Annotated in this window: 21 protein-coding genes and 1 pseudogene; 10 read left to right on the plus strand and 12 right to left on the minus strand. The window is 63.1% G+C overall.

Going from position 1 to position 26,137, the window contains the following annotated elements; genetic code table 11:
• Positions 1–122: 122 nt before the first annotated feature.
• The 4 genes from K0M74_RS06640 (at position 123) to K0M74_RS06655 (ending at position 3,703) form a co-directional block, all read left to right on the plus strand.
• Positions 123–938, plus strand: coding sequence for a tyrosine/phenylalanine carboxypeptidase domain-containing protein (locus tag K0M74_RS06640; RefSeq protein WP_293969471.1), 816 nt, complete (start codon positions 123–125; stop codon positions 936–938).
• Between the two features lie 13 nt (positions 939–951).
• Entirely contained in the window at positions 952–1,998 is a 1,047-nt protein-coding gene (locus K0M74_RS06645) for a glutathione synthetase (protein WP_293969473.1), read from the plus strand.
• A gap of 104 nt (positions 1,999–2,102) precedes the next feature.
• Entirely contained in the window at positions 2,103–2,735 is a 633-nt protein-coding gene (locus K0M74_RS06650) for a TIGR02281 family clan AA aspartic protease (protein WP_293969475.1), read from the plus strand.
• 371 nt (positions 2,736–3,106) lie between these two features.
• Entirely contained in the window at positions 3,107–3,703 is a 597-nt protein-coding gene (locus K0M74_RS06655; RefSeq protein ID WP_293969520.1) for an alpha-ketoglutarate-dependent dioxygenase AlkB, read from the plus strand.
• A gap of 312 nt (positions 3,704–4,015) precedes the next feature.
• Here the strand turns inward: K0M74_RS06655 and K0M74_RS06660 are convergent, their stop codons facing one another.
• Both K0M74_RS06660 and ligD read right to left on the minus strand, forming a co-directional pair.
• Positions 4,016–4,381 (minus strand): PRC-barrel domain-containing protein, encoded by a 366-nt coding sequence (locus K0M74_RS06660; RefSeq protein WP_293969477.1) that lies wholly within the window; start codon positions 4,379–4,381, stop codon positions 4,016–4,018.
• 235 nt (positions 4,382–4,616) lie between these two features.
• The gene (gene ligD / locus K0M74_RS06665) at positions 4,617–7,124 is read right to left on the minus strand and encodes a DNA ligase D (protein ID WP_293969479.1); all 2,508 of its coding nucleotides are present in this window, start codon (positions 7,122–7,124) and stop codon (positions 4,617–4,619) included.
• Between ligD and K0M74_RS06670 the strand changes: the two genes are divergently transcribed.
• The gene (locus K0M74_RS06670; RefSeq protein WP_293969481.1) at positions 7,117–7,404 is read left to right on the plus strand and encodes a hypothetical protein; all 288 of its coding nucleotides are present in this window, start codon (positions 7,117–7,119) and stop codon (positions 7,402–7,404) included. The two genes, ligD and K0M74_RS06670, sit on opposite strands and share 8 nt — an antisense overlap.
• A gap of 385 nt (positions 7,405–7,789) precedes the next feature.
• Here K0M74_RS06670 and K0M74_RS06675 read toward each other — a convergent pair whose 3' ends face one another.
• Positions 7,790–9,097: a glycoside hydrolase family 130 protein gene (locus K0M74_RS06675; protein WP_293969483.1), complete on the minus strand. Its 1,308-nt coding sequence runs from the start codon at positions 9,095–9,097 to the stop codon at positions 7,790–7,792.
• A 345-nt stretch (positions 9,098–9,442) separates the two neighbouring features.
• Positions 9,443–9,952 (minus strand): class I mannose-6-phosphate isomerase, encoded by a 510-nt coding sequence (locus K0M74_RS06680; RefSeq protein WP_293969485.1) that lies wholly within the window; start codon positions 9,950–9,952, stop codon positions 9,443–9,445.
• A gap of 497 nt (positions 9,953–10,449) precedes the next feature.
• On the opposite strand from K0M74_RS06680, the gene K0M74_RS06685 reads away from it, so the two are divergent.
• Both K0M74_RS06685 and K0M74_RS06690 read left to right on the plus strand, forming a co-directional pair.
• Positions 10,450–12,828: a glycosyltransferase family 4 protein gene (locus K0M74_RS06685; protein ID WP_293969487.1), complete on the plus strand. Its 2,379-nt coding sequence runs from the start codon at positions 10,450–10,452 to the stop codon at positions 12,826–12,828.
• Positions 12,829–12,836: 8 nt separating this feature from the next.
• Positions 12,837–13,868 (plus strand): mannose-1-phosphate guanylyltransferase, encoded by a 1,032-nt coding sequence (locus K0M74_RS06690; protein ID WP_293969489.1) that lies wholly within the window; start codon positions 12,837–12,839, stop codon positions 13,866–13,868.
• Positions 13,869–13,943: 75 nt separating this feature from the next.
• Here K0M74_RS06690 and K0M74_RS06695 read toward each other — a convergent pair whose 3' ends face one another.
• From K0M74_RS06695 to K0M74_RS06715, 5 genes are all read right to left on the minus strand, one after another.
• Positions 13,944–14,558, minus strand: coding sequence for a PRC-barrel domain-containing protein (locus tag K0M74_RS06695; protein ID WP_293969523.1), 615 nt, complete (start codon positions 14,556–14,558; stop codon positions 13,944–13,946).
• Positions 14,559–14,699: 141 nt separating this feature from the next.
• On the minus strand, positions 14,700–15,245 hold the full coding sequence (locus K0M74_RS06700) for a hemerythrin domain-containing protein (protein ID WP_293969492.1): 546 nt from the start codon (positions 15,243–15,245) through the stop codon (positions 14,700–14,702).
• Between the two features lie 102 nt (positions 15,246–15,347).
• Positions 15,348–15,845, minus strand: coding sequence for a hypothetical protein (locus tag K0M74_RS06705; RefSeq protein ID WP_293969495.1), 498 nt, complete (start codon positions 15,843–15,845; stop codon positions 15,348–15,350).
• The gene (locus K0M74_RS06710) at positions 15,838–16,035 is read right to left on the minus strand and encodes a hypothetical protein (protein ID WP_293969498.1); all 198 of its coding nucleotides are present in this window, start codon (positions 16,033–16,035) and stop codon (positions 15,838–15,840) included. Before K0M74_RS06710 ends, K0M74_RS06705 begins: the two co-directional genes overlap by 8 nt.
• On the minus strand, positions 16,035–16,781 hold the full coding sequence (locus tag K0M74_RS06715) for a Crp/Fnr family transcriptional regulator (protein ID WP_293969501.1): 747 nt from the start codon (positions 16,779–16,781) through the stop codon (positions 16,035–16,037). The genes K0M74_RS06710 and K0M74_RS06715 overlap by 1 nt, the downstream gene beginning before the upstream one ends.
• 253 nt (positions 16,782–17,034) lie before the next feature.
• Here K0M74_RS06715 and K0M74_RS06720 point away from each other — a divergent pair, with 253 nt between their 5' ends.
• Positions 17,035–19,260, plus strand: coding sequence for a catalase (locus K0M74_RS06720; protein WP_293969505.1), 2,226 nt, complete (start codon positions 17,035–17,037; stop codon positions 19,258–19,260).
• On the opposite strand, the pseudogene K0M74_RS06725 reads toward K0M74_RS06720, so the two are convergent.
• From K0M74_RS06725 to K0M74_RS06735, 3 genes and pseudogenes are all read right to left on the minus strand, one after another.
• Positions 19,257–20,208 (minus strand): annotated as a pseudogene (locus K0M74_RS06725) (NAD(P)/FAD-dependent oxidoreductase). The gene K0M74_RS06720 and the pseudogene K0M74_RS06725 overlap by 4 nt on opposite strands.
• 230 nt (positions 20,209–20,438) lie before the next feature.
• A complete protein-coding gene (locus tag K0M74_RS06730; protein ID WP_293969508.1) occupies positions 20,439–23,087 on the minus strand; it encodes a PAS domain S-box protein in 2,649 nt (882 codons plus the stop codon).
• 176 nt (positions 23,088–23,263) lie between these two features.
• The gene (locus tag K0M74_RS06735; RefSeq protein WP_293969511.1) at positions 23,264–23,443 is read right to left on the minus strand and encodes a DUF3606 domain-containing protein; all 180 of its coding nucleotides are present in this window, start codon (positions 23,441–23,443) and stop codon (positions 23,264–23,266) included.
• Between the two features lie 237 nt (positions 23,444–23,680).
• On the opposite strand from K0M74_RS06735, the gene xth reads away from it, so the two are divergent.
• Positions 23,681–24,478 carry an exodeoxyribonuclease III gene (xth, locus tag K0M74_RS06740; protein ID WP_293969514.1) on the plus strand — a complete coding sequence of 266 codons (798 nt, stop codon included), beginning with the start codon at positions 23,681–23,683 and terminating at the stop codon, positions 24,476–24,478.
• Positions 24,479–24,731: 253 nt separating this feature from the next.
• Positions 24,732–25,850 carry a glycosidase gene (locus K0M74_RS06745; protein ID WP_293969517.1) on the plus strand — a complete coding sequence of 373 codons (1,119 nt, stop codon included), beginning with the start codon at positions 24,732–24,734 and terminating at the stop codon, positions 25,848–25,850.
• Positions 25,851–26,137: the final 287 nt, after the last annotated feature.

Raw genomic sequence — 26,137 nt, forward strand, 5'->3', positions numbered from 1 at the left:
CATCGAATGCCAGATCGATGGCCTGGTACCGCGCCGCCATGTCGCGCGCGGCGGCGGCAACGACATGACAGTCCGCCGGCGGCCGATCCGTCGCGGCGGGCGCCCGCCCCCGCGATCCGAGGGTGTACTGGGGGCTTCGCGCCGCCGCCAACTACAGCCTCGTATGGCGGGCGGGGGCGCCCGCCGCGACCGATCGGCCGCCGGCGGACTGTCATGTCGTTGCCGCCGCCGCGCGCGACATGGCGGCGCGGTACCAGGCCATCGATCTGGCATTCGATGTGACAATCGAAATCCGTGAGGATGTCACTGCCGGGATGCTCGTCTCGGGCGATCGTCTCTATATTTCGCACGATATCAGCGTCCCCGCTCACCGGCTCGAGCCATTGCTGAACCATGAGGTCGGCATTCACCTTCTCACTTATGTCAACGGTTCGAAACAGGGGCTGCAGATCTTCAAGCGGGGGCTTGCCGGCTATGAAGGGGTGCAGGAGGGCCTTGGTGTCTTCGCCGAGTGGGCCGTGGGCGGCCTAACACGCGCGCGGTTGCGCCTCCTCGCCGGGCGGGTCGTGGCCGTTCATGCAATGACCGACGGGGCAAGCTTTATCGACGTGTTTCGCCTGATGCATCGTTCGCATGGCTTCAGCGCCGCGGGGGCCTTTAACCTGACCACCCGCGTCTTCCGATCGGGTGGCTTTGCCAAGGATGCCATCTATCTGCGCGGCTTCAAGACGATCCTCGATCTGCTTGCGGCGGGTCGCTCGCTCGAGCCTTACTGGTACGGCAAGATCGCACCGCAGCACGTGGCCGCGGTCGAAGAGCTGTCAAATCGCGGGATCCTGTCCGCGCCGACGAGCCGCCCCGAGTTCCTCGCGCATACGAGTTTTACCGACCGGATCGGCGCGTTCCGCGCCGCCCCATCCTTTGCCAACCTCACATGATTGGAACTGCGCCATGCTGATCGCCTTTTTCGTAAATGACATGGAGCGGGAGCATGAGAATTTCACGACCACCGTTCTCGCTTACACCGCGGCCCAGCGCGGTCACCGCGTCTGCTATGTCACGCCCTCCGACTTTGTCCTTCATCCCGACGACCGGATGGCGGTCCACGCGCGGTTTGCGCCGGCTAAGAAATACAGATCGCATTCCGATTTCTTTGCTGCGATGCAGACCGTCGGCACCCAAACGGAGACCATCGATGCGAGTGATATCGATGTCCTGATGCTGCGTTCCGACCCCTCGCTCGACGCGCAATCGATGCCGTGGGCAGCCGATATCGGCATATTGTTCGGCCGCGAGGCGGCAAAACGTGGTGTCCTGGTCGTCAACGATCCCGATAGTCTCGGCCGGGCGGTCAACAAGCTCTACTTCCAGTCATTCCCCGAAGAGGTGCGCGCCGAGACACTGATCACGAAGCATGCGAATGACATCAAGGAATTTGCCAAGGCGCAGGGCGGCAACCTCATCCTCAAACCCCTGCAGGGCTCGGGCGGAAGCGGGGTGTTCAAGGTCGATGGCGACGGATCCTCGAACATGAACCAGATCATCGAGGCGATCGACCGCGACGGTTATATCATCGCGCAGGCCTATGTCCCCGCAGCAAGCAAGGGTGACATCCGGCTGTTCATGATGAACGGCTGGCCGCTGAAAATCGGCACCAAATATGCCGCGATGCGCCGCGTCGCCTCCAAGGGCGATATCCGCAGCAACATCCACGCCGGGGGCAAGCCGGCGAAAGTCAAGATCGGTGCGACCGAGCTACGGGTCGCCGAGGTCATTCGCCCGAAGCTGATCGCCGATGGCATGTTTCTTGTCGGCATCGACATCGTTGGCGACAAGATCCTCGAGGTGAATGTTTTCTCGCCCGGGAACCTCAAATCGATCGGCGATATGAACGATGCCGATTTTACAGTTCCGATCATTGAGTCGCTCGAAACGAAGCTCAAGATAGCGAAGGATTATAAAGGTGCGTTCGATAACTGTGCCTTGGCTACAATGTAGGCCATCACGTCGGACCTGACCTCCTGATTTTGCGCGAAGAAAGATCAGGGGCTGGCGTCATTCAGCGCCGCGACACCTTACCACTTTAAAAACCAGTGAATCCGATGCCGATCATCACCGACTTTGTGGCCCAGCTTTCAGGGAACCAGCTTGCCATCTATGCGATCGGCGCGGCGCTGATTCTCGTCATCCTGTTCAAGCTTCCTTATGTCGGCCGCGCTTTTCGCGCCCTTTTATCCTTCGCGCTGCTCGCCTTCGGGATTTTCCTCATCCTCCAGCATGCGCCGTTCGATCCCAATCTTTCGCGGATCACCGCGAGCCTCGGCCTCGACCGCCAGGAGGTCGTTGGCGACGAGGTCCGGATCCCGATGGGCCGCGACGGGCATTTCTGGGCCAAGGTCGACCTGAACGGCGCCGAGACGCGCATGCTCGTCGACAGCGGCGCGACCGTGACGGCGCTGTCCGAACGGACCGCTGCCAAAGCGGGTGTCACGGTCGACAAGACGCTGGTTCCCATTTTGATGAAGACCGCCAACGGCACGGTACGCGCCGATACCGGCACGCTCGCGCGTCTGACCATCGGGGCGATCGAGGCGCGCAGCCTGAAGGTGGTGATTTCGCCCGGCCTCGGCGACACCGACATACTGGGCATGAACTTCCTGTCGCAGCTCGAATCATGGCGCGTCGAGGGACGCACGCTGATCCTCCTGCCGAAAGCGAGGACCGCGACCAACTGACCCGCCCACGGTGAAAAAGGCGATCTTTCGTCCCCGCCGCGATTGCCCGCCCCAAAAGCAAGCAATCCTAGGTCGTCTAACGAGCGCACGCGATCTCGCCCTCGGGCCAGACAAAAGCAAGCATTGCCTACGGCTCTTCCCTCTTCTCTTGCAGCTTGTTATTGTTCTTCCTATGTTCCGATCGTAATGATTATATCCACCTCGCTAGATTGCCACCACCCCGGCAGCTGCGCGACGGCGCTGCCGCGCCGCGCGCACAGGTTCGGGCGCGCGGACGAGCTCGTGATGCCGCCGCGACGGGCGCTTTTCGGCGAGCCGCGGCGGGCGCTTTTCGGCGAGCCGCGGCGGGCTCAACCCTGGCGCACATCGTGATGCGCCGTACCGCGACCAAGGCGCCGCGCTCGGCTCCTCAGGCAGACCTGTTCGGTTCATCCCTGCTTCCCGGTCTCGCCTACTGCGGCGATGTCATCACGCCCGCCGAAGAGGCCGAGCTGATTTCCTGCATCGAAGCAGCGAAGCTCACGCCGTTCCAGTTTCAGCAATGGGAAGGCAAGCGACTGACGCGCTCGTTCGGCTGGACTTATGACTTTCAGACCGGATGTTTCGCGCGCGGCGACCCGCTGCCGCGCTGGCTGGAAGCCATGCGCCGCCGCGCCGCCCGATTTGCGGGAATCAATCCCTTCGCGCTCGAACAGGCGCTGGTCATTCAATATGGTATCGGCGCCGGGATCGGCTGGCATAAGGACCGGCCGGTCTTCGATCATGTGATCGGCGTGTCGCTGGGCGCCCCGGCGACGATGCGGTTTCGCCGCAGGCGCGCAAGCAAGTTCGATCGCGCGACCGCCGATCTCGCCCCGCGCTCCATCTATCATATGCACGGCGAAGCCCGCGACGATTGGGAACATAGCATCGCCCCCATGACGATGCCGCGCTGGTCGATCACCTTTCGGAGTCTGCGTGGTCGCTGAGCCATGCAGCGGCGCGGCAGAGCAATCCCGGCCTTGCCAAGCCAAATCGATGACGCAAAGAAGGGCTCCGCCGCAATGTGGTCGGAGGCAGTGCCACAGATTTTGCATCGGAATGCGACGACCCACCGCTTGTAGCGGCGACCGTATCGCGAAATTTTGCTGAGCCGAGCGGCTTATGCAGAAGATGCGCAACACGGCTCACCGAACGACGCGCGAGTCAGGCGCGCAGGTGGACCGAAAAACTTTGTCCACCTGCGCGCAATTATTCCGGCATCATGACAAGTCACGAACGGCTGTTCGCGTCTGCAAACCTCAGAATGGATAGTTCATGCCATAATGGCCGTAAACCGACTGCCCGTACGTTCTATCGAACTCGGGTTCGGCGTCGGCCGCGTAACGCGGTGCCTTTTCGAGCAGGGTCTTGTCGAGATCGACGACATATCCGCCATGCTCGGTTTCGTAGGTCAACATGTCCCATGGCAGCGGGTAATAGTCGCTGCCGAGGCCGAACAGGCCGCCGAACTGGAGCACGGCATATTCCGCCTTGCCGGAGCGCTTATCGACCATGAAATTATAGATCGATCCGAGCTTCTCACCCCCGCGATTGTACACGGTGGTTCCTTCGACCTTGTTGGAGGCGATGAGACGATTGGTTTCTTCAGTGGCGATGTCAGTCATAGGAAGTCCTTTCATGCTATGATGTGAAAGATACGCCTCGCGCTCGCGATATATCCGATGCGAGGGAAAAATTATCGCACTGGCACTTCGGCAAAGCGGCGTCATAACGCGCGACAACTGGTGAACGCAGTCCAACGGACATGATTTGAAGCGGGAAACGAGCCTTGCACGGACGCGTGGTGGTGCGGCGCAGCCAAAGCCGCGATCACCAGTGCGGCGCCGCGTGCCGTGGGCGTCAGAATTGCGGCAGCGGTTGCGTTGCCGCACCCCAGGATTTCAGATCGGCCTGCGCGGCCCGGTCGATCAGTTCAGCGGCATTCCTGATCGACCACGCCCCCGCGCCCGTCACATCGGCAAGCGCGTCCCAGCCGATCGGTACGGCTACCGGCGCGCCTTCGCGGGCGCGCGCCGAATAGGGGAGGATTGCAGTGCTGCCGCGCTGGTTGCGCAGCCAGTCGATGAAGATCTTGCCCTTGCGCTTCGCCTTGCTCATCGTCGCGATAAAGCGATCGGGCTCCGCCATGCTCAGCGCTTCGGCAAAGCGCTTGGAAAAATCCTTATGCGCCTCCCAGCTGTGGCCCGGGTCGAGCGGCACCACGACGTGCACGCCCTTGCCACCCGACAACATTGCAAAACTCACCAGTCCGAGGTCGGCCAGATGGCGGCGAATATCGAACGCGGCTTTTTTGACATCAGCGAAATCCAGACCCTCGTCGGGATCCAGGTCGAAGACCATGCGGTCGGGCTTCTCCAGCGCATCGACATGGCTGCCCCAACCGTGGAATTCGATTGTGCCCATCTGGACGCAGGCGAGCAACCCGTCCGCGTCGTCGATGTAGAGATAATCCTCGTGGCCGCCGTCCTTCTCGCGGATCGGCACCTGATGAACATGATCGCCGAACGAGCCTGAGTCATGCTTTTGGAAAAAACATTTCTTGCCCCGCCCCTGCGGACAGCGCACCAGGCTGATCGGGCGGCGGGCGGCGTGCGCCAACATGATCGGCGCGATCGCGGCATAATAATCGGCGAGATCACCCTTTGTCGCTTTGGCTTCGGGAAAGATGACGCGGTCGCGGTTGGTGATCGTTACGTCGCTTGCCGGCCGCGGCGCAGTTTGCGTGGTTTCTGGGGTCACGTCTTTGGCCTCCTTGTCGCTGCGCAGCCCAAGAAAGCTCGCATGGCGCACCGATCCGCTGGCGGTAAACTCGGCGAACGCGATCTCGGCGACGAGTTCGGGCTTGAGCCACTGCGCTTTGCGCACGGTGGCGGCTTCGACCTCCAGCGGTGCGGTTTTGCGCGCGAGCCTGGCAAATTTCCCGGCCAGGTCGGCCATGGTATCGGCGCCGAAACCCGTACCGACATTGCCCTTATAGACAAGTTTGCCGTCCTCGTGCTGCGCCAGCAGCAGCGAGGCAAAAGGCCGCCCCCTGGCGGCCGATGGGTTCCAGCCGACGATGACAAATTCCTGCCGGCGGGTGCATTTGACCTTCACCCAGCTTTTCGAACGGCGGCCGGAATAGGCGGCATCGGCGCGTTTCGAAATAATGCCTTCCTGTCCCGCCTGGCACATCGCGTCGTAGAGCCTCTCGCCCGGGCCGATGATATGATCGGCGATGGCAACCGGCGGTGCGGCGTTGCGCAGCAGGGCGTCGAGGCGTTCCTTGCGCGCGAGATTGCCGAGTTTGACGAGCGATTTGCCGTCCAGTTCGAGCAGGTCGAAGGCAAAGAAATGCAGCGCCGTCGCCTCCTCCTGCGCGCCATGACCACGTTTGAGCACCGCCTGCAGCGCCGAAAAGTCGGGATTGCCGTCTTTGCCATAGGCAATAATCTCGCCATCGATCAGGCACGGCGGCAGGTCGAGCGCGGCGATATGGCGGACAAGCGGCGCGAACTTGTCGCTCCAGTCGAGGCCGCTGCGCGTATAGACCCGCACCTCGCTGCCCGCGGCGGCAATTTCGGCGCGGTAGCCATCATATTTGATCTCGTGAATCCAGCCGTTGCCGACCGGCACCGCGTCAACGAGCGTCGCGAGCTGGAGCGGGCGGAATTTGGGCAGTTTTCCCTTCGCGGCAGGTTTTGCGATCTTTTTGTTGTGCGTCGCTGCCGCTGCCATCTTCTTGGCAAGCGCCGCGCCCCTGGCGCCCTTCAGCGACTGTTCGCCGCCGTCGTCGGCCGCAATCTCGGCCATGGTGCGGCCGGTCAAAATGCTTGTCAGTTCGCGCCCGACGAGATCGTCGGTGCCGCCGGAAAAAGCGTCATTGACCTTGCGCAGCAACCAGTTCTCGCGCTTCTCGCCCGGCCGCGGCTTCATGCGGACGAGCAGCCATTCGCCCTTCATCCGTTTCCCGTCGAGCGTGAAATGCAAATGGCCGTCATCGAGATCCTTGGCGCTCTTGCCCGCGATCGGCGCCCAGGTGCCGCGGTCCCAGAGCATCACGGTGCCGCCGCCATATTCGCCCTTGGGGATACCGCCCTCGAAATCGGCGTAGCTCATCGGATGGTCTTCGGTGCGCACGGCAAGGCGCTTGTCGGCGGGATCGGCGCTGGGACCTTTGGTCACCGCCCAGCTTTTGAGCACGCCGTCGATTTCGATCCGGAAATCGAAATGGAGCCGCGTCGCGTCATGTTTCTGGACAATGAAGCGGTTGCCCTTCTTCTTGACGGTCTTGCCCGCCGGCTCGCGGGTCCGCGCGAAGTCGCGCTTGGCGTTATATTGCGCGAGTGGGTCGGGGGCCTTGGCCATCACGCCTGCCGACGCGCATCGGCTTTGGTGGCCCAAGCCAGTTTTGCCGGATCAGCGGTCTTTCCGGGCAGCTGCATTGCACCGGCGCTCGAATTTTGGCGCGCCACCATCACACCCACGCTCTTCGTTGAGCGGCGACAAGGACGGGCGTCGTCCGTTCCGTCTCGACCGCTTCGCTCATGAGCGCCAAGGCGGCAGCCACGGCATGATCAAGCACGACGCCGCGTCCGATATCGCCAAAATGACATTCTTGTGGTCCTGCTGTCACGCGCCTTTTTGAACGCGGCAAACAGCGTCTCAACCGTGCGATGATCTGCGGCCAGAGGCTGAGCTGCATCGGTATCCTTCGGTTTCATCGCAGTCTCCGTCTGCCCTGCCCGCCTGCCAGGAATAACGGAGTTATTTGCCGAAGGTTGCGTGCCCGCGGACGCTGGAAGGATTTGTCCCTGACAAATAGCCGATGCGCCGCACGATAAGTCCATGCGAATGCGACGGTGAAACGATCGGCGGGCGAAATGATGGAGTGATCGGACGATGAGACGATGGACATGTGGTTCGGCTATCGCGCATCGACTCTGTCCCGATGGCCTTGCGCGCATGGATCAAGGGCTGCGCCTGCTTGCCGCTCCCAGTCAGACATCGGCGGCAATTGTGCAGGCAAGCGATCAATCCATCGCGGCAAGCAAAGCATCGATTGAGGTGGTCGCAAAACCGATCGCACTGTCCGATATTCCGTAGGGAATGAAGAGACTGTCATCGACCCGCACCGCGCCGCAGGTATATACGACATTCGGTACATAGCCCTCGCGGTCGCTTTCGGCGGCCGACAGGATCGGACAAGAGGTGCGCGCAAGCACGCGTGAAGGATCGTCGCGATCGAGAAGCGCGGCACCCAGGCTATATTTGCGCATCGCGCCGACGCCATGGGTCAGCAGGATCCAGCCAGCGTCGCATTCGATGGGACTGCCGCAATTGCCCATCTGGACAAACTCCCACGGGAACTGCGGACGCATCAGCACGACCCCCTCGTCGTCCCAGTGGCTCAGTTCGTCAGAAGCGAGGATGGTAATATTTTTACCGTCCTGACGGGCGACCATGCGGAAACGGCCGTCAATGCAGCGCGGAAAAAGCGCCATTCCCTTGTGCCGCGCCGCATGGCCCGACAGCGGTTGCAGGCAGAAACTCTTGAAATCCTCGGTCCGCATTAGTTCCGACCGGATTTCGCGTCCCGAATAGGCGGTATAAGTGCCGATATATTCGGTCTTGCCATCGTCGTGAACAAACTGGACGAGCCGTAAGTCTTCCAGGCCATTGCGCTGCGCTTCGGTAATCGGAAACAACACGCTGTTCGAAATCGCACTGTCGGCCTGGCGGTGAACGAACACCGGTGCGTCGGGTTCGGTATTGTGCCGATCGTCGGCGACGGCCGCCATAGCGGGACCCGACTGCGGCCAGAGCCGGAATTCGGCATCCGGACCAATGATCCCCTCGCGAAACGCCACCGACGATATGTGTCCCTCGCCGACCGCGCGCATCGACATGACAAAGCGGAGCTGATCGCCCTCGACCCCGCTTTGGTCCGGATGCGGCACGATGCTCGGGTTCATCAACGCTGCGGCCGCATAGCTATATTCATGGCAGAAATAGGCGCCGATCAGTCGGCGTTTTATCGGCGAGACGGCGGCGTCATCGAGCGACAGATCTTCGGCAATCTCGCCATAGCGCTCATCGAAAATCTGGCCAATCTGCCAATGCCGCTCCGAAAAATCCCTCCAGATCAAGCCAAGCTCGAGTTCGGCCTGATCCTCGTCCAACGCAAGGACATCGGTCACGAGCTGCGCGGCCCGGGGCGGTTCGGAGACATTCGACTGCCACGCGAGATGAAAGGGGCGAAGCACGACGCGGCCGGGATCTGCGGTCAGCTTTTCATCGAGGATGCGCAGCGGCGACTGCTCTGGTCGGCAAATCAGCATGAAGGATGTCGACCTTTCTCACGTCTCTCTTCGCCACGATAGGCGGCGCTTGGTGCGCGGGACAAGGACAAATCAAACGCCATGCACGTGATGGCGTTCCCTTCCGCATGGCGAGGTACGCGGGACATGCGGCGAATGCCAGCGCGCGATCAGTGCCAATCCTCTCCCGCGACGAGCAAGCGTGACCCTTCGTTTGCCGTGATCGCCGCGGCTCGAGCGCCCCAAAGACATTCGCCGGCCCCGACGCTTATTCCCTCGACTTCAACGCTGCCCGATCGGCACAAGCAGCAGCGGTCCATCTGCCGCCGCTATCGGCCGAAGGTCTTTGCCTTCAATATAGGCAATCTAGCAACATGCCCCCGACAGCAGCACGGTGCTTTGCCGGGGTATCGCAGTTTGCAGCGACGGCAGCATAGGAACCGCGCGTGCCACCGCGGTTCCATCGCCCAGGTGCAGTTCGCGGGGGCGACCATAACCATAAAGCCGATACGTAACGTCGCTTTTCTGCTGGATTTCGATCAGCGAAATTCCGCCGCCAATCGCATGCACGGTTCCCGGCGGTATGTGAAAGAACATCGCCGCTGTCAGGGCATGCGATTCCATCAAATCTTCGATCGCGCCCGACAATGCGGCGGCTCGAAGTTTGGCGGCACCGAGCGGACGGACCGTGCCGATCCCGAGTGTCGAACCCAGTTCGGCTTCGAGAATGAACCAGCATTCTTCCTTGCCTGCCGCTTCGCCGCGCGCGCGCTTGCGCGTCGCCGGGATGCAGCTGAATTGACAGGCGTTCGCTGGTGAAACGATATTTGGCGAGAAGCGGGCAGTCGCCGGGTGGATCGAACCAGATTTCGCCAATGCGCTTGTCCGACACCGCTCCGAAAGGCGCGGGCAGATTGACCACGCCCCACGGTTCCTCGACCATGAGTATCGATAGCTTCACACGTGTCACGCCGAATCCACTCGCATGTGCACTCGTTGTCACCGAAGCCAGGTTCAGCTTGTTTGCGGTGCATCGCGGCGGTCGCTGCTCACTGAGCACGCCTGCTGCCAGAATCTGTGCCTTGTTCTTCAATCCGTGCACCACCGCATGGTCGCTGGCCTTCATCGCTTTCTAGCGGGAGACGGCGACGTCGGCGGGTTAGCCCGCGGCGATCCCGAGATTTTCCAGGAACCGCAAGAATCGACTTAACCTGGATCAAATCGGTCAGCCATTTTGATGCTGCACTGCAACCCGGCAGGCGGCGCGGCGTTGGGAGGTCATATAATTAACTCGCCTTAATCAATCCGCTCGCGAGACCGGGAAACCTCGGCTCGACCCGCGTGTCCGCACGCGCGGCCAAAGGCGTGCGCTTATGCGAGGTTCAGATGAAGAGGACGATATGAAGCACGACAGCGAAAACCGTTTCTTCCGCGACATTTCGCCCGACGATATGTCGGTATCGCTTACGTTGCCTGCGCAAGCCGAAGAAGCCCAGACACCCAAACGGGGCAACCGCATTGCCCTCATCGGCTGTTTTCGTCCGCGGCAGTGCGGCATCGCCACCTTTACCGCCGACACCTATGACCATATGCGCGCCGAACGACCCGACCTCGCGATCGATGTTTATGCCATGCGCAGCCGCACCGACCCGCCGCTCGACCCAGTGACGCTGCGCGCGATCGACGAGCATGACGTTGCCAGCTATCTGGCCGCCGCCGAAACAATCAACGCGAGCGGAGCTAGCGCCGTCTGGCTCCAGCATGAATTTGGCATCTTTGGCGGGGCCGCGGGCGAATTGATCCTTGAGCTCATCGATCGCGTCGCGGCGCCGCTTATCGTGACCCTCCACACCGTGCTGGCGGAGCCGAGCCCGGACCAGCGACGCGTGATGGACCGGCTCGTTGCGCGGGCCAGCAAGCTCGTTGTCATGAGCGAATTCGGCCGCGCGACGTTGCGCGACGTTTATGGTGCCAGCCCCGAGCAGATCGTGCACATCGAGCACGGCACGCCCGATCGCCCCTTCGTCGACATCGCCCCGCTGCGCGGGACGCTCGGTATCGCCGATCGGCCGGTATTATCGACCTTCGGATTGATCGGACCGGGCAAGGGTCTCGAAGCCGCGATACGCGCGCTTCCCGCCATTGCCGCGCAATATCCCGATATTCTGTACCGCATCGTCGGTGCGACGCATCCCACGCTCGTGGCGGCCGAAGGCGAGGCCTATCGTGAGGGACTGGAACAGCTGGCCGAGAGCCTCGGCGTGGCAGATAATATTGCCTGGGAAAACCGCTTTCTCGATATCGAGGAGTTGCTCGACCAGATCGAACTTTGCGACATCTATCTCGCGCCCTATCCCAATCTTCATCAGATTACCTCGGGGACGCTCGCTTATGCCGTGGCGCTTGGCCGCGCGGTTGTCTCAACCCCCTTTGTGCATGCGCGCGAACTGCTCGCCGAGGATATCGGCATCTTGCTGGCTGGCACTGACAGCGAAGCCATCGCCGAAGCGGTACTGCTGCTGCTGGCCGTACCCGACGAACGGCGAGCACTGCAACGACGCGCCTATCAGCGCGGGCGCCGGACCGCGTGGAATGTCATCGCGCGCGCCTGCGCCGCCCTGGTCGACGATATTGCAGTTGATGGCAAAACGATGCCGACGCGCCGCGCGCCGTCGCTTTCGGGGGTGTGGTCGATCTGCGACAATGTCGGCATGTTGCAGCATTCGGTCCATCTCGTACCTGACCGCGCGCATGGTTACTGCATCGACGATAACGCCCGGGCGCTGATGCTGGTGCACAGTCTTTCGGCGAGAGCGCAGCAAGATGCAGCGCCTCACGCCCGCGCCTTTGCGAGCTTCATCCAGCATGGCTGGAACGAAGAGCGCGGCGTCTTTCGCAATTTCATGAGCTATGATCGCCGCTGGCTCGAAGAGGCAGGGTCGGAAGACAGCAATGGGCGCACGCTCTGGGCATTGGGTCATGCCGCAGCGCAGGCGGCATCGCCGGCCATGCGCGACTGGGCCGCGGCCCTGTTCGATCGCGCCATAGGGATGACCGGCCGGTTCAAGAGCCCGCGCGCGATCGCGTTTGCGTTGCTGGGAGCCGATGCCCGGCTCGAATATTCCGAAGACGCCGCGGCGCGCGCGCTCGTCGAGCGCGGCAGCGCCTTCCTCGGCACGCTGTGGAAATCGGCGCGGCGTCCAGGATGGGACTGGTTCGAGGCCGGGGTCGCATATGACAACGCCCGGCTCGCCGAGGCGCTGATCTGCGCGGGTAGGCGCTTGCCGTCGCTCCCGCTCGCAGAGGCGGGTCTCGCCGCACTCGACTGGCTGACGACATTCCAGACCGCCCCCGCCGGCCATTTCCGGCCGGTCGGATCCGACAGTTTCGATCGATCGGCCGAAAGCCTGCCTTTCGACCAGCAACCACTCGAGGCCTGGGCCACCATTGCAGCCTGCGGAACGGCATACAGGGCCACGCGTAGCAAGATCTGGCGCGACCATGCCGAGACTGCCTATGCCTGGTTCCTCGGCGGGAACGACCGCGGCATTGCGCTGGGCGATCTTGTTTCCGGTCGGTGTCTCGACGGATTGAACCCGCAAGGTGCCAACCGTAACAGCGGCGCGGAATCCGTCCTCGCGTTTCATCTCGCCCATCACCTTATGGCCGAAGTCTTCTGGGCTGAGCCGGCGGCGCAATCCGCCACCCAGTCAAGCTCCTCCCCCGTTCGCATCGCCGAACTCAGCGCCTAGGCCAACGGATGTCCGACCTGATTCAGCCCGTCATCCTGTGTGGCGGTGCGGGTACCCGCCTGTGGCCCGCGTCGCGCGGCATGCGCGCAAAACAGTTTCTTCCCTTGACCGGCGCGCAAAGCCTGTTTTCGCAGACGCTCACACGCGTTGCCGGCGCAGGCTATGCCGAGCCGCTCATTATCTGCGGACCGGGCCATGTCGACGTCGCTCGCGAGCAGGCTGGCGACCAGACCATGCGCCTGGTTGTCGAACCGGAGCCGCGCAATACTGCGGCGGCCATAGCGCTCGCCGTCGCGGCTTGCGCCCCGGAGCAATTGCTCCTCGTCATGCCCAGCGATCATATAATTGCCGATACCGCCGCCTTTCATCGCGCGATTGAACAAGGCTCCAGCTTAGCGCGCGGCGGATGGCTGGTGACATTCGGTGTCGCGCCTGACCGACCCGACACCGGCTTTGGCTATATCGCGAATGGCGCCGCGCTGGGTGATGACGGGTACGCCGTTGCGCGCTTCGTCGAAAAGCCGCCACTTGCCCAAGCGGAAGCAATGCTCGCTGCAGGCGGGTTCAGTTGGAATGCCGGAATTTTTCTGTTTCGTGCCGACGCCATGTATGCGGCGATGGCCCGGCACTGCCGCGCGATTCTTGCCGCGGCCGAACAGGCGATGGCGAACGCGACGACCGATGGCGAAGCGCAGTTCGTCCACGCCCCTTCGTTCAAAACCGCGCCTTCGGTATCGATCGATTGTGCAGTGATGGAAAAGCATGATCGTGTCGCGGTTGTACCGATCTCTGTCGGATGGTCCGACCTGGGCAGCTGGCACGCCGTCCACGCCGCCTCGAACCGCGACGAGGCGGGCAACAGCGCGAGCGGCAACAGCTTCCTTCACGATAGTCGCGGTTGCCTGGTGCGGGGAGGCGACCAGCGCGTCTCGCTCATCGGCATGCAGGACGTCGCCGTCATCGTCGATGGCGACGACATTCTCGTCATGCCGCTGGCGCGGTCACAGGACGCACGCGTTGCGGCACGCGCTCACGAGTGACAGGCCGCCTTGGTCGTGGCGGCAACCCGCGAAGCAAGCAGATCGCCCGCGGGCTCGGCATAGCAGCAAGAGTCATCAGCCCTCCGCGGAAGCATGCGCGCGATCCTTGCCACCCTCCGGGCCGTTGAGAGATTTGTATCGTTTGGCGCTTGATGCGGCCTCCACCCTCGCCGGCCACTCGCCCCGCGCTAATGTCGGCCTGCATTCATAAGCAGCTTTTGTTTCGAAGATCATCAGACCATCGGCGTGACATTCGATGTCGGCAATCGGAACGGAGCGCAGTTCCTCGTCGACGCCGGCAATGCCGCCGGTTGCGACGACGATATAGCTGAGCCGTCCCGATCGGCATTCGATCATCGCTTCGACCGACCGGCCAAGACTCTCACCGCTGATGTCGCTGACGGCCATGCCCGCCAATCCCGTCGCCGAGAATAATGTCGGCGTTCCGGGATGCCGGCTCGATTGAGCGGCCGCCTTGGCGCCATCTTCATAGCCGCGCTGCCGCCCGAGCCAGCGCCAGATACCCACAAGATTGACGCAGGTCAGAAAGATATTGGTCGCGACGAGATTTGTCTGACCGGATTGCAGTCCAACCAGCGACCAGCAGATCGAGCCAAGCGTGAAGACAACGAACCCCCAGCCCGTGACGCGTGCGCCGAGATTGGCGGCGGTCATCATGGCGGCAATCATTGTGGCGGCGGGGGCAACAAGGCCAACGATCGGGTCCAGTTCAAGCACCTTCCAATGTCAAGGGGGTCAGCTCGCGGTTGCCCGGCGAGCGCCTGCCGAACGGACTCCGGCGGCGCTGCGGTGCGCCGCCGGAGCTAAGCGCTACGCCAGAGAGGGGGCACCGACGTAACGCTCATATTCTTCGGCGTAGCGCCGGGTGAGCATGGCTTCATCGGCGAGCGATGCACTGTCCTTGAGCTCGATGAACCAGTCGCCTTCCTCCTGATACATGTGATGCTGCACCGCGCTCTCGACATGGTCGAGTTTGTCGAGAAATTGCTGGCTCATCGGGTCAAGCCTTTCGAGCAGCGCAAATTGGACTTTCACAAGCGCCTGCTCGTCATAACCCATGCCGGCGTGCGTCTTTTGAGCCTCGTTCGCCATCGCGGGATAGATGACCGCCTCCTCGGCAATCGCATGGCCGGTCAGGACCAGGGCGAGCTGCTTGAGCCGCGCCGCGCGGCTGGCGGCGTCCGGCGCAGCCCTGACGTCGGCAAAGGCAGCTTCGATGTCCATGTGATGCTGAAGTATCTGGTCGAGCCAGTCGCCGGGGAGTGCAGCCCGGGTCGCCCGGGTGCGCGCTTCGAGGCGCGCTTCGTCGCTTTCGGGAGGCGTCACGGCAGCAATCAACCGGTCGATGATCGACATGGAAAAATCTCCTGATCGGGAACCTCCAGTCACCGGAGGCCGCAAGAGAATACCCGCCCGGACCGCGCCATGTTCCCGCTGCGGCTTGCAAATCAACCTGGGTTAATGCGATTGTCGCGGCGGGGATCGAACGGCGACCAAGCGCCGAGCCTTGAGACGCCGAGCATTGGCTTTCACCTGCCGACTGAAGGGCGCCAGCGCGGTGGCACCAAGCCTGGCCGAGGCCTCGGCGGAGCTGAGGAACAGCGCCGCGCTTTGCGCGCCAAGATCGACGATTTCTGCGGGCGTCGGGGGTCGCCCGCGCAATGCCATGCCGCCAAGGTGCCGCATGTAGGTCATCCAAAGGATGTGGCCATCCTGCATCGCAGCAGCTGCCGCCGCGCCGGCCCGCGAAATTGCCTCCATCTTTTCAGGCAGCATGCGGCCCAGCTCAGCCGCATCGGCCGTCCAGGGCGAGCGGGCGGCCTTGCCGATGATCGCACCGCGCGCCCGCACAACGCCGTTCGCATCGGACATCATCGCCAGCGCTTGCCCTGTCGTGCTGTGCATCGTCGCACCGACTGCCGCGAGCCGGCGCCAGGCATCAAAGGGATCAAGCATCGTTCGACCCCGGCATCTGCGACCGGGCGATCGCCGCCGCGTCGATCAGGCTCTGGCCCGTTCGCGCCGCGGCATCGGCGGTCATCGTCGTGGCGAGGCCGTCCGGACCATCGAGCACCACCACGCCTTGTTCGGCGGTCGCGATGCCGGGTTCGGTTTCGGGCTGGAGTTCGGCAGATGGAGATTTCATCATTTTCGCCTTGTGAAAGAGGGCAGAAGCTCGGCCTGATCTTCGATATAAAGATAGGCAGGATTGAACTGGCCGCGGATCGTGAGGCGCTCGAGATCCAGGATTTCGACGAGCGAGGAGCGAAAGATACAAAGCCCCTCCTCGCGCAGCTGGCGCACGACGCGGTTTACATGGACGGTGGTGAGCCCGCAGACTTCGGCCAGATCGGACTGGGTGAGACCGAGTGCGAAGCGGCGCCCTTCGCTCAGCCCGGCCGACATCAGCCGTGCATTGGTCTCGCACACGAAGTGCGCAACGCGCGCGATGGCGTCGAGGCGTCCGAGACGAAACAACCAGGCGCGATGGATGGCGGCGTCGAGCAGGGTCGAGAACCAGAGCTTGCGGGTGAGCTCGGGCATCGCGTCGGCAATGATATCGAGCTCGCTATGCGGGATGATCGCAGCCGTCGCCCCGGTGATCGTGGCGACATCATGGTCCAGCGTCTGCAGCGGATAAGCGTGGAGATCGAGGAAGTCGCCAGGGACATGGATCGCGACGAGCTGGCGAAGGCCGGCGCGATCGTCGAGATAGCGGCACATGAAACCGTCGATGAGCAAGGTGCTCTCGGTAAGCGTCTCGCCCGCGCGCGCGACCAGCCGGCGGGGCTGGTAGGTGCGCACTTCGCTGATGCCGGATTCGAGCCGCGCGCGTTCAGCAGCGCTGAGCGCGGCACCGCGTTTATGCCTGAGGAAGCGTTCGGTAAACATGGCTGACGGATCCTCGCTTGGGGTTCGGACGCATCAGTAGCGACTCTGTTCACTGATCCAACGAGCGGCAGCCCCCGCCGTTGCATCGCCATGCTGCCTTTCGTGATGATGCAGGTTAATTTTGGCTGCTGCGCGGCAACCCGCGCGGCGATTGGCGGTTGAACGGGTGCGGCCTTTTTCGCGGCGCGCGCGCTCATGGCGCGATCGCGGACCAAAGGCAAATGTCCCTCCTTCGAACGGCGAGAAACGCATCATGGCCCAGCGCAACAAACCCATCCAAGCCCTTCCCTCCAAATCCCCGGCCGATATTGCCGGCGCCGACATCGGCGGCGAGAGTCCGTCAAAGGCCCCGGCAATTCCGGGCGATGCGCCGATCGACTTCAGTTTCGGCGAACCATCGGGGAATGGCGGCGAAACGCATCAGATCGCCGATGGCGATGTCGCAGTGCTGACGACCCAGCAGGGTACGCCGGTCGCCGATGACCAGAACAGTCTGAAACAGGGGACGCGCGGCCCGACGCTGCTCGCGGATTTCCACTTTCGCGAAAAGATCTTCCATTTCGATCATGAACGCATTCCCGAGCGCGTCGTTCATGCCCGCGGCTATGGCGCGCACGGTTATTTCGAACTCACCGACAGCCTCGCCGACGTCAGCCGCGCCGATATCTTCCAGCGCGTTGGCGAACGCACCCCCGCCTTTGTGCGCTTCTCGACAGTCGCTGGCTCGAAGGGCAGCTTCGATCTTGCGCGCGATGTGCGCGGCTTCGCGGTCAAGCTTTATACGCAGGAGGGCAATTGGGATCTCGTCGGGAACAATATCCCTGTCTTCTTCATCCAGGACGCCATCAAATTCCCCGACCTTGTCCATTCGGTAAAGCCCGAACCCGACCGCGCCTTCCCGCAGGCAGCTTCGGCGCACGACAATTTCTGGGATTTCATCAGCCTGATGCCCGAAAGCTTCCACATGATCATGTGGACGATGTCCGACCGCGCAATTCCGCGCTCGTACCGCACGATGGAGGGCTTCGGGGTCCACACCTTCCGCCTGCTCGATGCGAAAGGCAGGTCGACTTTCGTCAAGTTCCACTGGAAGCCCAAGCAGGGCCTGCAATCGGTAGTCTGGAACGAGGCAGTCAAGATCAACGGCGCCGACCCCGATTTTCACCGCCGCGACCTGTGGGACGCCATCAACAGCGGCGACTTTCCCGAATGGGAGCTGGGGGTCCAGCTGTTCGACGATGATTTCGCCGACAGTTTCGATTTCGATGTGCTCGATGCGACGAAGCTGATTCCCGAGGAGCTGGTCCCGATCCGCGTCGTCGGGCGGCTTGTCCTCGACCGCGTCGTCGACAATTTCTTCGCCGAAACCGAACAGGTCGCCTTTTGCACCCAGAATGTCCCGCCTGGCATCGATTTTTCGAACGATCCGCTACTGCAAGGCCGTAATTTTTCCTATCTCGACACGCAGATCAAGCGTCTCGGCGGGCCGAATTTCACCCACATTCCGATCAATGCGCCCAAATGTCCGATGGCGCATTTCCAGCAGGACGGTCATATGGCAATGCGCAATCCGCAAGGCCGCGTGAATTATGAGCCCAACAGCTGGGGGCCGACGCAAGGGGGGCCGCGGGAAGATCCGGTCCGCGGCTTCCAAGGCTTTGCCGAGGACGCCGACGGGCCCAAGCAGCGCATGCGTTCGGAGAGTTTCGCCGATCATTACAGCCAGGCGCGACAGTTTTTCGTCAGCCAGACGCCGATCGAACAGAAGCATATCGGCGATGCGCTGGTGTTCGAGCTCTCGAAGGTCGAGCGTCCCGACATCCGCTCGCGCACCGTCTCGCATCTGCGCAACATCGATGCGGCGCTTGCGGCCATGGTCGCTGACGGTCTCGGCATGGATCTCCCCGATGCGGCCATCGCGGCGCGCAAGCCGCTCACCAACCTGCCGACGTCGGACGCGCTCAGCATTCTCAAAAATGGCCCCGATAGTTTCCGGGGCCGCAAGCTTGGCATTTTGATGAGCGACGGCGCCAACCCGGCAATTTTCAAGGCGCTGGTCAAGGCGATCGACGCCGAAGGCGCGGTCTATGAGGTTGTCGCGCCCAAGATCGGCGGGGTGACGCTCGCCGATGGGACCAAGGTGGCGGCGCGGCACAAAGTCGACGGCGGCCCCTCGGTGCTTTTCGATGCGGTCGCGATGATCGTCTCGGAGGACGGCGCCGCCGAACTTGCGGCCGACGCGGCTGCCAAGGATTTCGCCAGCGACGCCTTCGCGCACTGCAAATTCATCGGAATGACGGCCGAGGCAGCGGCGATCTTCGCCGCCGCAGGCCTCGCCGATGATCTCGACGAAGCCTGTATCCCGCTCGCCAAGGCCGGTGACGCGGCGCCCTTTGTCGCGGCCTGCCGCGCGCTTCGCCACTGGCCGCGCGAGCTGCAAGTGGACCTCGACGCAAAGCCGGCGCCAAAGGCAAATTAGCGGCGAAGCGGCGCCAGCCGGGCGAGGTCGTTGCGGATCGTTGTCGCCGCGACGCCGCCATGGCCCATTGCATGGCTGATCTGGTCGAGGCCGAGCACGACGTGCCCCGCCGCAAAGTTTCCGGGGGAGGCGGGGCGGGGGCACGCTGGTGCGTTGATGCGAGTCGGTCAGCAGGCAGCCTTCGCCGGACGTTTCAGCGCCAACGGCGACCGCCAGTTCGGAGCGAATGTCGGACCCGAGCGCAGGATAGAGACTGTCTACAAGCAGCGCGCCGCCGTCGGTATCGAGACGAATTCCGTTCTCTTGGAGCGCAATCGCATTGCACCCGGTCCGCAGGTCGATCCCCGCCGCGCCGAGCGATGCCCGCTGCGCCTTGCTAAGCGCATGCGCCCCTTCGGGCGCCACGAGCGTGATGTCGGCCGTATAGCTGCGCAGGAAGATCGCCTCGTCATGACCGCGATCGCCGGTCCCGAGAACGGCGAGACGCTTGTCGGTGACTTCATAACCATCGCAGATCGGGCAATAGCGCAGGCGCCCTGCGGCGAGCGCGCGCGAATGTTCAGCGGCTGCGATCATCGGCGGACGGCGGTTGACCACTCCCGTCGCGAGCAGGACGCTACGCGCGCGAAGCGCCGCGCCGCCGGCGGCCACCTCGAACCCCCCGGCGTGCCGAGCCAGTGCGGTCGCTTGTCCTGCCAAGAGCTCGGCGCCATAGAGTTCGGCCTGCGCCCGCATCCGCCCCAGCAGCTCGGCTCCGGAAATGCCGTCGGGAAATGCCGCATGGTTATGGGTGAGCGGGATCAGCGCGGCGCGGCTGTCACCGGCATCGATGACCAGCACCGACAAATGGAAGCGCGCGAGATAGATTGCCGCGGTGAGGCCGGCGGGTCCGCCGCCGATAATGATGCAGTCGCGGCCAGAGTCCGCGCTGGATGGGACAACCGACATCGGCAAAAATCCTCCTTCGTGGCTTGCGTGAGCCGGGATCATCGAACAGGATGCCGACGTTGGCGATCGACGCGGCGCACATCAAGACCTCTCTCTTTATCAAGGCGATGCGGCGAGGCTCGATGCCTGGCGGCTGGCGTGACAATCCCGCCGGACCTCGATGAAAAAGGCGCGCCGAGACTGCCGCGCCGTCGGGATTGGCTCAGGCCCACCGCCGCCCAATTTCGCGCCTATGCTAATGCTTCTCCTGTCGCCCTCCGTTGACGCCCACCTTCGCTCATCGCTTTTGCGACGGCGCTTTCCAGCTCCTTCTGCCCGAATGGCTTGCCGAGACGCTGCAGCGCCGGTCCGACATCGCTTGGCGTTTCCCCATAGCCGGTCGCCAGAATGATCGGCAGGTCCGGGCGCTCGGAGCGCGCCGCCGCGATCAGCTCGCTCCCCGTCATTCCCGGCATCGCCTGGTCGGTGATCAGGATATCGATATCTCCATGCGCATGCAGGAGGGCAAGCGCGTCGGCGCCCGAGCTCGCCTCAAGGACCCGATGGCCGAGATCCTCGAGCAACGCGGCCGTATTCATCAAGATAATCGCGTCGTCGTCGACCACGAGAATAAGCTGACCCGAATGTGTAGGAACACCATGAGCTTGGGGCGCGACCGCGATATCCCCTGCCTCCGCGCGGCTGATCGGCAGCCAGATATGCGCGCTTGTTCCCTGGTTCATTTCGCTCTCCAATTCAAGGGCGCCGCCAATCTGCTGGGCGAAGCCATGCACCATCGAGAGGCCGAGCCCGGTGCCCTTGCCGACGCCCTTGGTGGTAAAGAAAGGATCGGCTGCCCGTGCCAGCGTTTCGGCATCCATACACGCGCCCTCGTCGGCGACGGTCAGCCGGACATAGCGCCCGGGGGCAAGCCCGCTGACTTCGCCGCGCCGGATTTCGCGCTCCCGCGCCACGATAGAAATTGCACCGCCACTTGGCATTGCATCGCGCGCGTTGACGGCAAGATTGAGCAGCGCCATCTCGAGCTGGTTGATGTCCGCCGATACCGCCGGAAGACCGGATGGAAAATGCGTGTCGATGACGAAGCTGGGGCCCAGCGACCGTTGCAATAGCTCCATCATTCCGCCGACCAGCTGAGGCAGGGTGACATGCTCGGTTGCAAGCTCCTGACGGCGCGCAAAGGCGAGCATACGCTGGGTCAAGGCAGCACCGCGTTCGGTCGCCTGGAGGCAATTGTCGATCAGCCGGCTGATCTGGGGGTCGGACGAAGGTCGCTTGCGCAACAATTCAAGTCCACTCTGAATGACCATCAGCAAATTGTTGAAATCATGTGCAACCCCGCCGGTGAGCTGGCCGATCGCCTCCATCTTCTGCGACTGGAACAACGCTTCGCGGGCCCGCTCCAGCTCGAGTTGCGCTTCCTCGCGCTCGCTGATGTCGCGGGTGATCTTGGCAAAGCCGATCAACTTGCCCGCGTCGTCGCGGATCGCGTCGATCACCACACCGGCGCGAAAACGCGAGCCATCCTTGCGCAGCCGCCAGCCGTCGGCGGCGAAGCGGCCTTCGCGCCGCGCCATTTCGAGCGCGCGTGCAGGTTCCCCTGCATTTCTTTCCGCCGGCTCATAAAATGCGGAGAAGTGGCGGCCGATGATCTCCTCGGGCGAATAGCCCTTGATCCGTTCGGCACCGGCGTTCCAGCTGCTCACGACGCCGTCCTTGTCGAGCATGAAGATCGCATAATCGGTGACCCCCTGAACAAGGAGACGAAACTGGATCTGGCTGCGCTCGAGCGCGGATGATCGCTCTGCCACCCGCCTCTCGAGCGTTTCGTTAAGATCGCGCAGGCGCTCGGCGGTTTGGCGCAGCTCCGCCTCGGTAGCGGCTCGCTCGACATGCGCCCAGCTCCGGTCGGTCACCTCGCGCATCAAAGCAAGTTCATTGTCGCTCCAGGCGTGGGGTCGGCGATGATGGATGGCCATCAGCGCGGTGAGACGGCCTTCCTTCACCAGCGGCATGCAGATCGTTGCGCGAATCCCGAGCGCCTCGAAGGCGGCAGCCGCCTCGGGTGCTATCTCGGCTAAATTGTCGTTGATGATGAGTGGCTGTCCGTTGGTCAGACGGGCGACGGCCAGTTCGCCGAAAGCAGCGAGGCTGTAATGTCCCTTGATCGATGGCAATTCCGCCGCGGTCCAGTCGCCGCGGATGGTAAATCCATCGCCGTCTTCGTCCATGTCCGCATAGGCGCAGATCGAAACGCCGAGATATTCACCGACCATGCGGGTGGTAGCCGCAAGGATGTCATCGGCGTCAGCGCTGGCGGCAGTCTGGACCGTCAACTCGTCGAGGAAGCGCAGGCGCGCCTCGCTTTCGCGAAGAGCAGCAGCAGCCCTCACGGCAGCGGTGGTTTCGACCACCACCGCCAGCACCCCTTCGGGCGTTCCGTCGTCGCCGAAAACCGGCGAATAGTCGAGGTTCATCCATACATCCTCGAGACCGCACGACCGGTCGAGCTGAAGCAGATGGTCCTTATAGGCCAGCGTCCCGCCCGCGAGCCCGACCTTCATGACATGGTCGTTGAAATCGGCCACTTCAGGCCAGGCTTCGCGCACCGGAAGGCCGAGGATTCGCGGATGATTGGCGCCGGCAAATTTCGAATAGGCGTCATTGTAGATCATCGTGCCCTGCTTACCCCAGAGCATCACGATCGGGACGGGCGAATGAATGATGAAGGCGACCAGCGCCCTCAGGCTCTGCGGCCATCCGGCGATCGGACCGAGCGACGTCGACTCCCAGTCATAGGCCGCGATACGCTGGCCCATTTCACCATCGTGCCGAAGAAAATCGATATTATCGCTGCGCTTTGCGAAGGCGTTCCACACGCGTTCCGATCCTCTTCATCTGCCGCTCCCAGAACGACGCAACCCTGATAACGGTTCCCGCCGTCCGATAAGGAAACGTCGCGTCGCGATTGCGGTACCGCTGCGCACGCGCTGCGTCCGCACAATCTGGCGGGCGACAGCATGGCGGCGGGATCACGCCGGGCGAACTTTGGCGATCAGCGCGGCTTGAGATAAGCGCGGACGGCGTCCACCGAATTGCCGACCGCATCCACGGCTTCGCGCAATTCCGCTTCGCTGACCCCGAGGCTCCTTGTCCAGTTTAGAATTTCATAATCTTCGCCGAGGCTGACCCGATCGCCATCGGTCGAGCCGATATTGGTCTTGTCGTCGGCCATACCGCACTCCTTGGTTGCTCGTTGTTGACGCGAATTGCAAACGCGCGTGCAGGGGCCGAGTTGCCGCCGCGCGCCGGGAACGAAGCGGTTGCGACCGAGTAGTTGCAGCATGCCATCCGCCCACGCGCCGACCCGATCCCAGCTCGCCGTGGCGGGCACTTTCACCGTCGGGGCGTCCTTCGCACACACGAGCGCCTTCCCCCATTGGCGCCGCGCTGCCCAGGAGCTTGCCGCCTCGTGAAGATCGCAACCTTCAATGTGAACGGCATCGGCGGGCGCCTCCCGATATTGCTGAAATGGCTCGCGCTTGCCGAACCCGACATTGTGGTGCTGCAGGAATTGAAGGCGCCGCAAGCGGCTTTCCCGCACGCGGCGATCGAAGAGGCGGGCTATCAGGCGATCTGGCAGGGCCAAAGCCGCTGGAACGGCGTCGCGCTCCTAAGCCGCGTCGGCGAGATCCACGAGACGCGCCGCGGCCTGCCGGGCGATCCCACCGATGATCAGAGCCGTTATATCGAAGCCGCGGTCGGCGGCGTGCTTGTCGCCGGGCTTTACTTGCCGAACGGCAATCCCCGGCCCGGGCCGAAGTTCGACTACAAGCTTGCGTGGATGAAACGCCTCGACGCGCATTTGTGCACCCTTGTGGGCCTGAAAGCACCCGTCGTCGTGCTCGGCGACTTCAACGTCATTCCGACCGATCGCGATGTCTATAAGCCCGAACGCTGGACCGAGGATGCGCTATTCGCCCCCGAGGCCAGAGCAGCCTATCAGCAGATCCTCGCTCAGGGCTGGACCGACGCAATCCGCCATCTGCACCCGAAGGAGACGATTTACACCTTCTGGCATTACTGGCGCCGAAGTTTCGAGCGGAACGCCGGCATCCGGATCGATCATGTGCTGCTGAACAAGCCCGCAAAGAAATTGCTCAAGGCCGCCGAGGTCGATCTTCGGCCCCGCGGCTGGGAGAAGAGCAGCGATCACACGCCCGTCTGGATCGAGCTCGCCGACCAAGGCGTGTCCAGGCCTTTGAAATAATCCGGCACGCGCCGAATGGCGTGCTTGGATGGCCGCCATAGCCATGTGGACCCAAATTTTCGACGGCGTTTCCTTCGGCTGATGCTCGCCTCCCGGCGGGTTGCGGGACAAAACCCAATCGATCGGCGCCGCCGATGCTTGCGCGCCGCTGGTCCCCAGGCGCTGCAGACGGCGCCGGGAACGATGCAGCGCCCCAAGGCTTGATAGGGGCAACGGCGCGCGCGTCAAACAACCGAGCAGGAGGACCGGACTCTTGGAATTTGCTGTCGACCGGCTCGTCTTTGGCCCCGACGACGTCGATCTGGCGCGCTCGCCGCTCGCAGGCCATTTCCAGGCGGAAACCTATGTTCTTGGCGCTTTCAACCCAGGGCTGACGCGGCTGGCGAACGGCAATCTGCTCATGCTCGTCCGGATCGCCGAAGCGCTGCGCAGCCCCATCTGTGACGGCCATGTCCACTGCATCCGCTGGGCCGAGGGCAGATATGTTATTGATGCGTGGCCACTCGATCTGTGCGACACCGCCGACCCCCGCAAGTTCATGGTCCGCGGCGGTCCATGGCGGGTGATGGCGCTGACTTCGCTGTCCTGGCTGTTGCCGGTCGAACTTACCCCCGATGGCCTAGAGGTGGTCACGGTCCATTACGACCGCGCGATTGCGCCGCAAGGCGATTTTCAATGCTATGGCGTCGAGGATGCGCGGATAAGCCGGGTCGAAGGCCGCTGGCTGATGACCAGCTGCTCGGTCAGCCCTGAACGTCATTCGACAACGCTCTACAGCTCGGACAACGGGCTCGACTGGCGGTTCGAAGATATTGTCCTCGACCATCAGAACAAGGACATGCTGATCTTCGAAGGTCTGATCGATGGGCACTATTGGGCGCAAACGCGCCCGCTCGGCGATCTTTATTTCGCTTATCCGCCGGGTTCCGCGTGGCGCGCGGGGCCCTCGATCAATCTGGCAAGCTCGCCCGACGCGCTGCACTGGAAACCGCATCGCGTGCCCGGCATCCGCCCGACTGCCGATACCGTCGCGACCGCGCGGATCGGCGGCGGCACCCCGCCCATTCTGACCGACCATGGCTGGCTGACGCTCTGGCACGGGGTCGAGCCCAAGGAGATCGTCGGCATGTACCGCACCTATTGGTCACTTCTCGATCGCGACGATCCCGCACGCATCGTGCGCAGCGATCATGCGCCGTTGCTCGAGGCCGACCCCGAACTCACGCGCCCGCTCGAGGACAAGCTCTATGTGCGCGACGTGGTGTTCACGACCGGCATCGCCGATGCCGGCGATCATTTTGTCGTTGCCTCGGGCGAAGCCGATCTCGCCTGCCGCGTGACCCATATCCCCAAATCGGTCTTCGGCCTCTGAGCTGCGCCGATCAATCGCATTAACATCGATCAAGCGCGAGGAACTATGGCCGCCGCCAGGGTTTTTTCCCACCGAAGATCGTCGGCGGAAGCGACGGTCAGCAGGAAGCAGCAGGATCATGGCAGCGAGCGCGCTCGAGGGCAGCACCGCGACGGTGACCCCCTATCTCCTCACCTTGTGCGACGAGCTTGCGGCCATGCGCGGCAAGCCGCTGGCGGTTTTTGCCGTTGGTGATCTCGCGGCCGAGGCGCGTGCACTTGGCGATGCGCTCTGGCTGATTGTTCGCC

The sequence above is a fragment of the Sphingopyxis sp. genome (assembly GCF_019459305.1).
Lineage (GTDB): Bacteria > Pseudomonadota > Alphaproteobacteria > Sphingomonadales > Sphingomonadaceae > Sphingopyxis.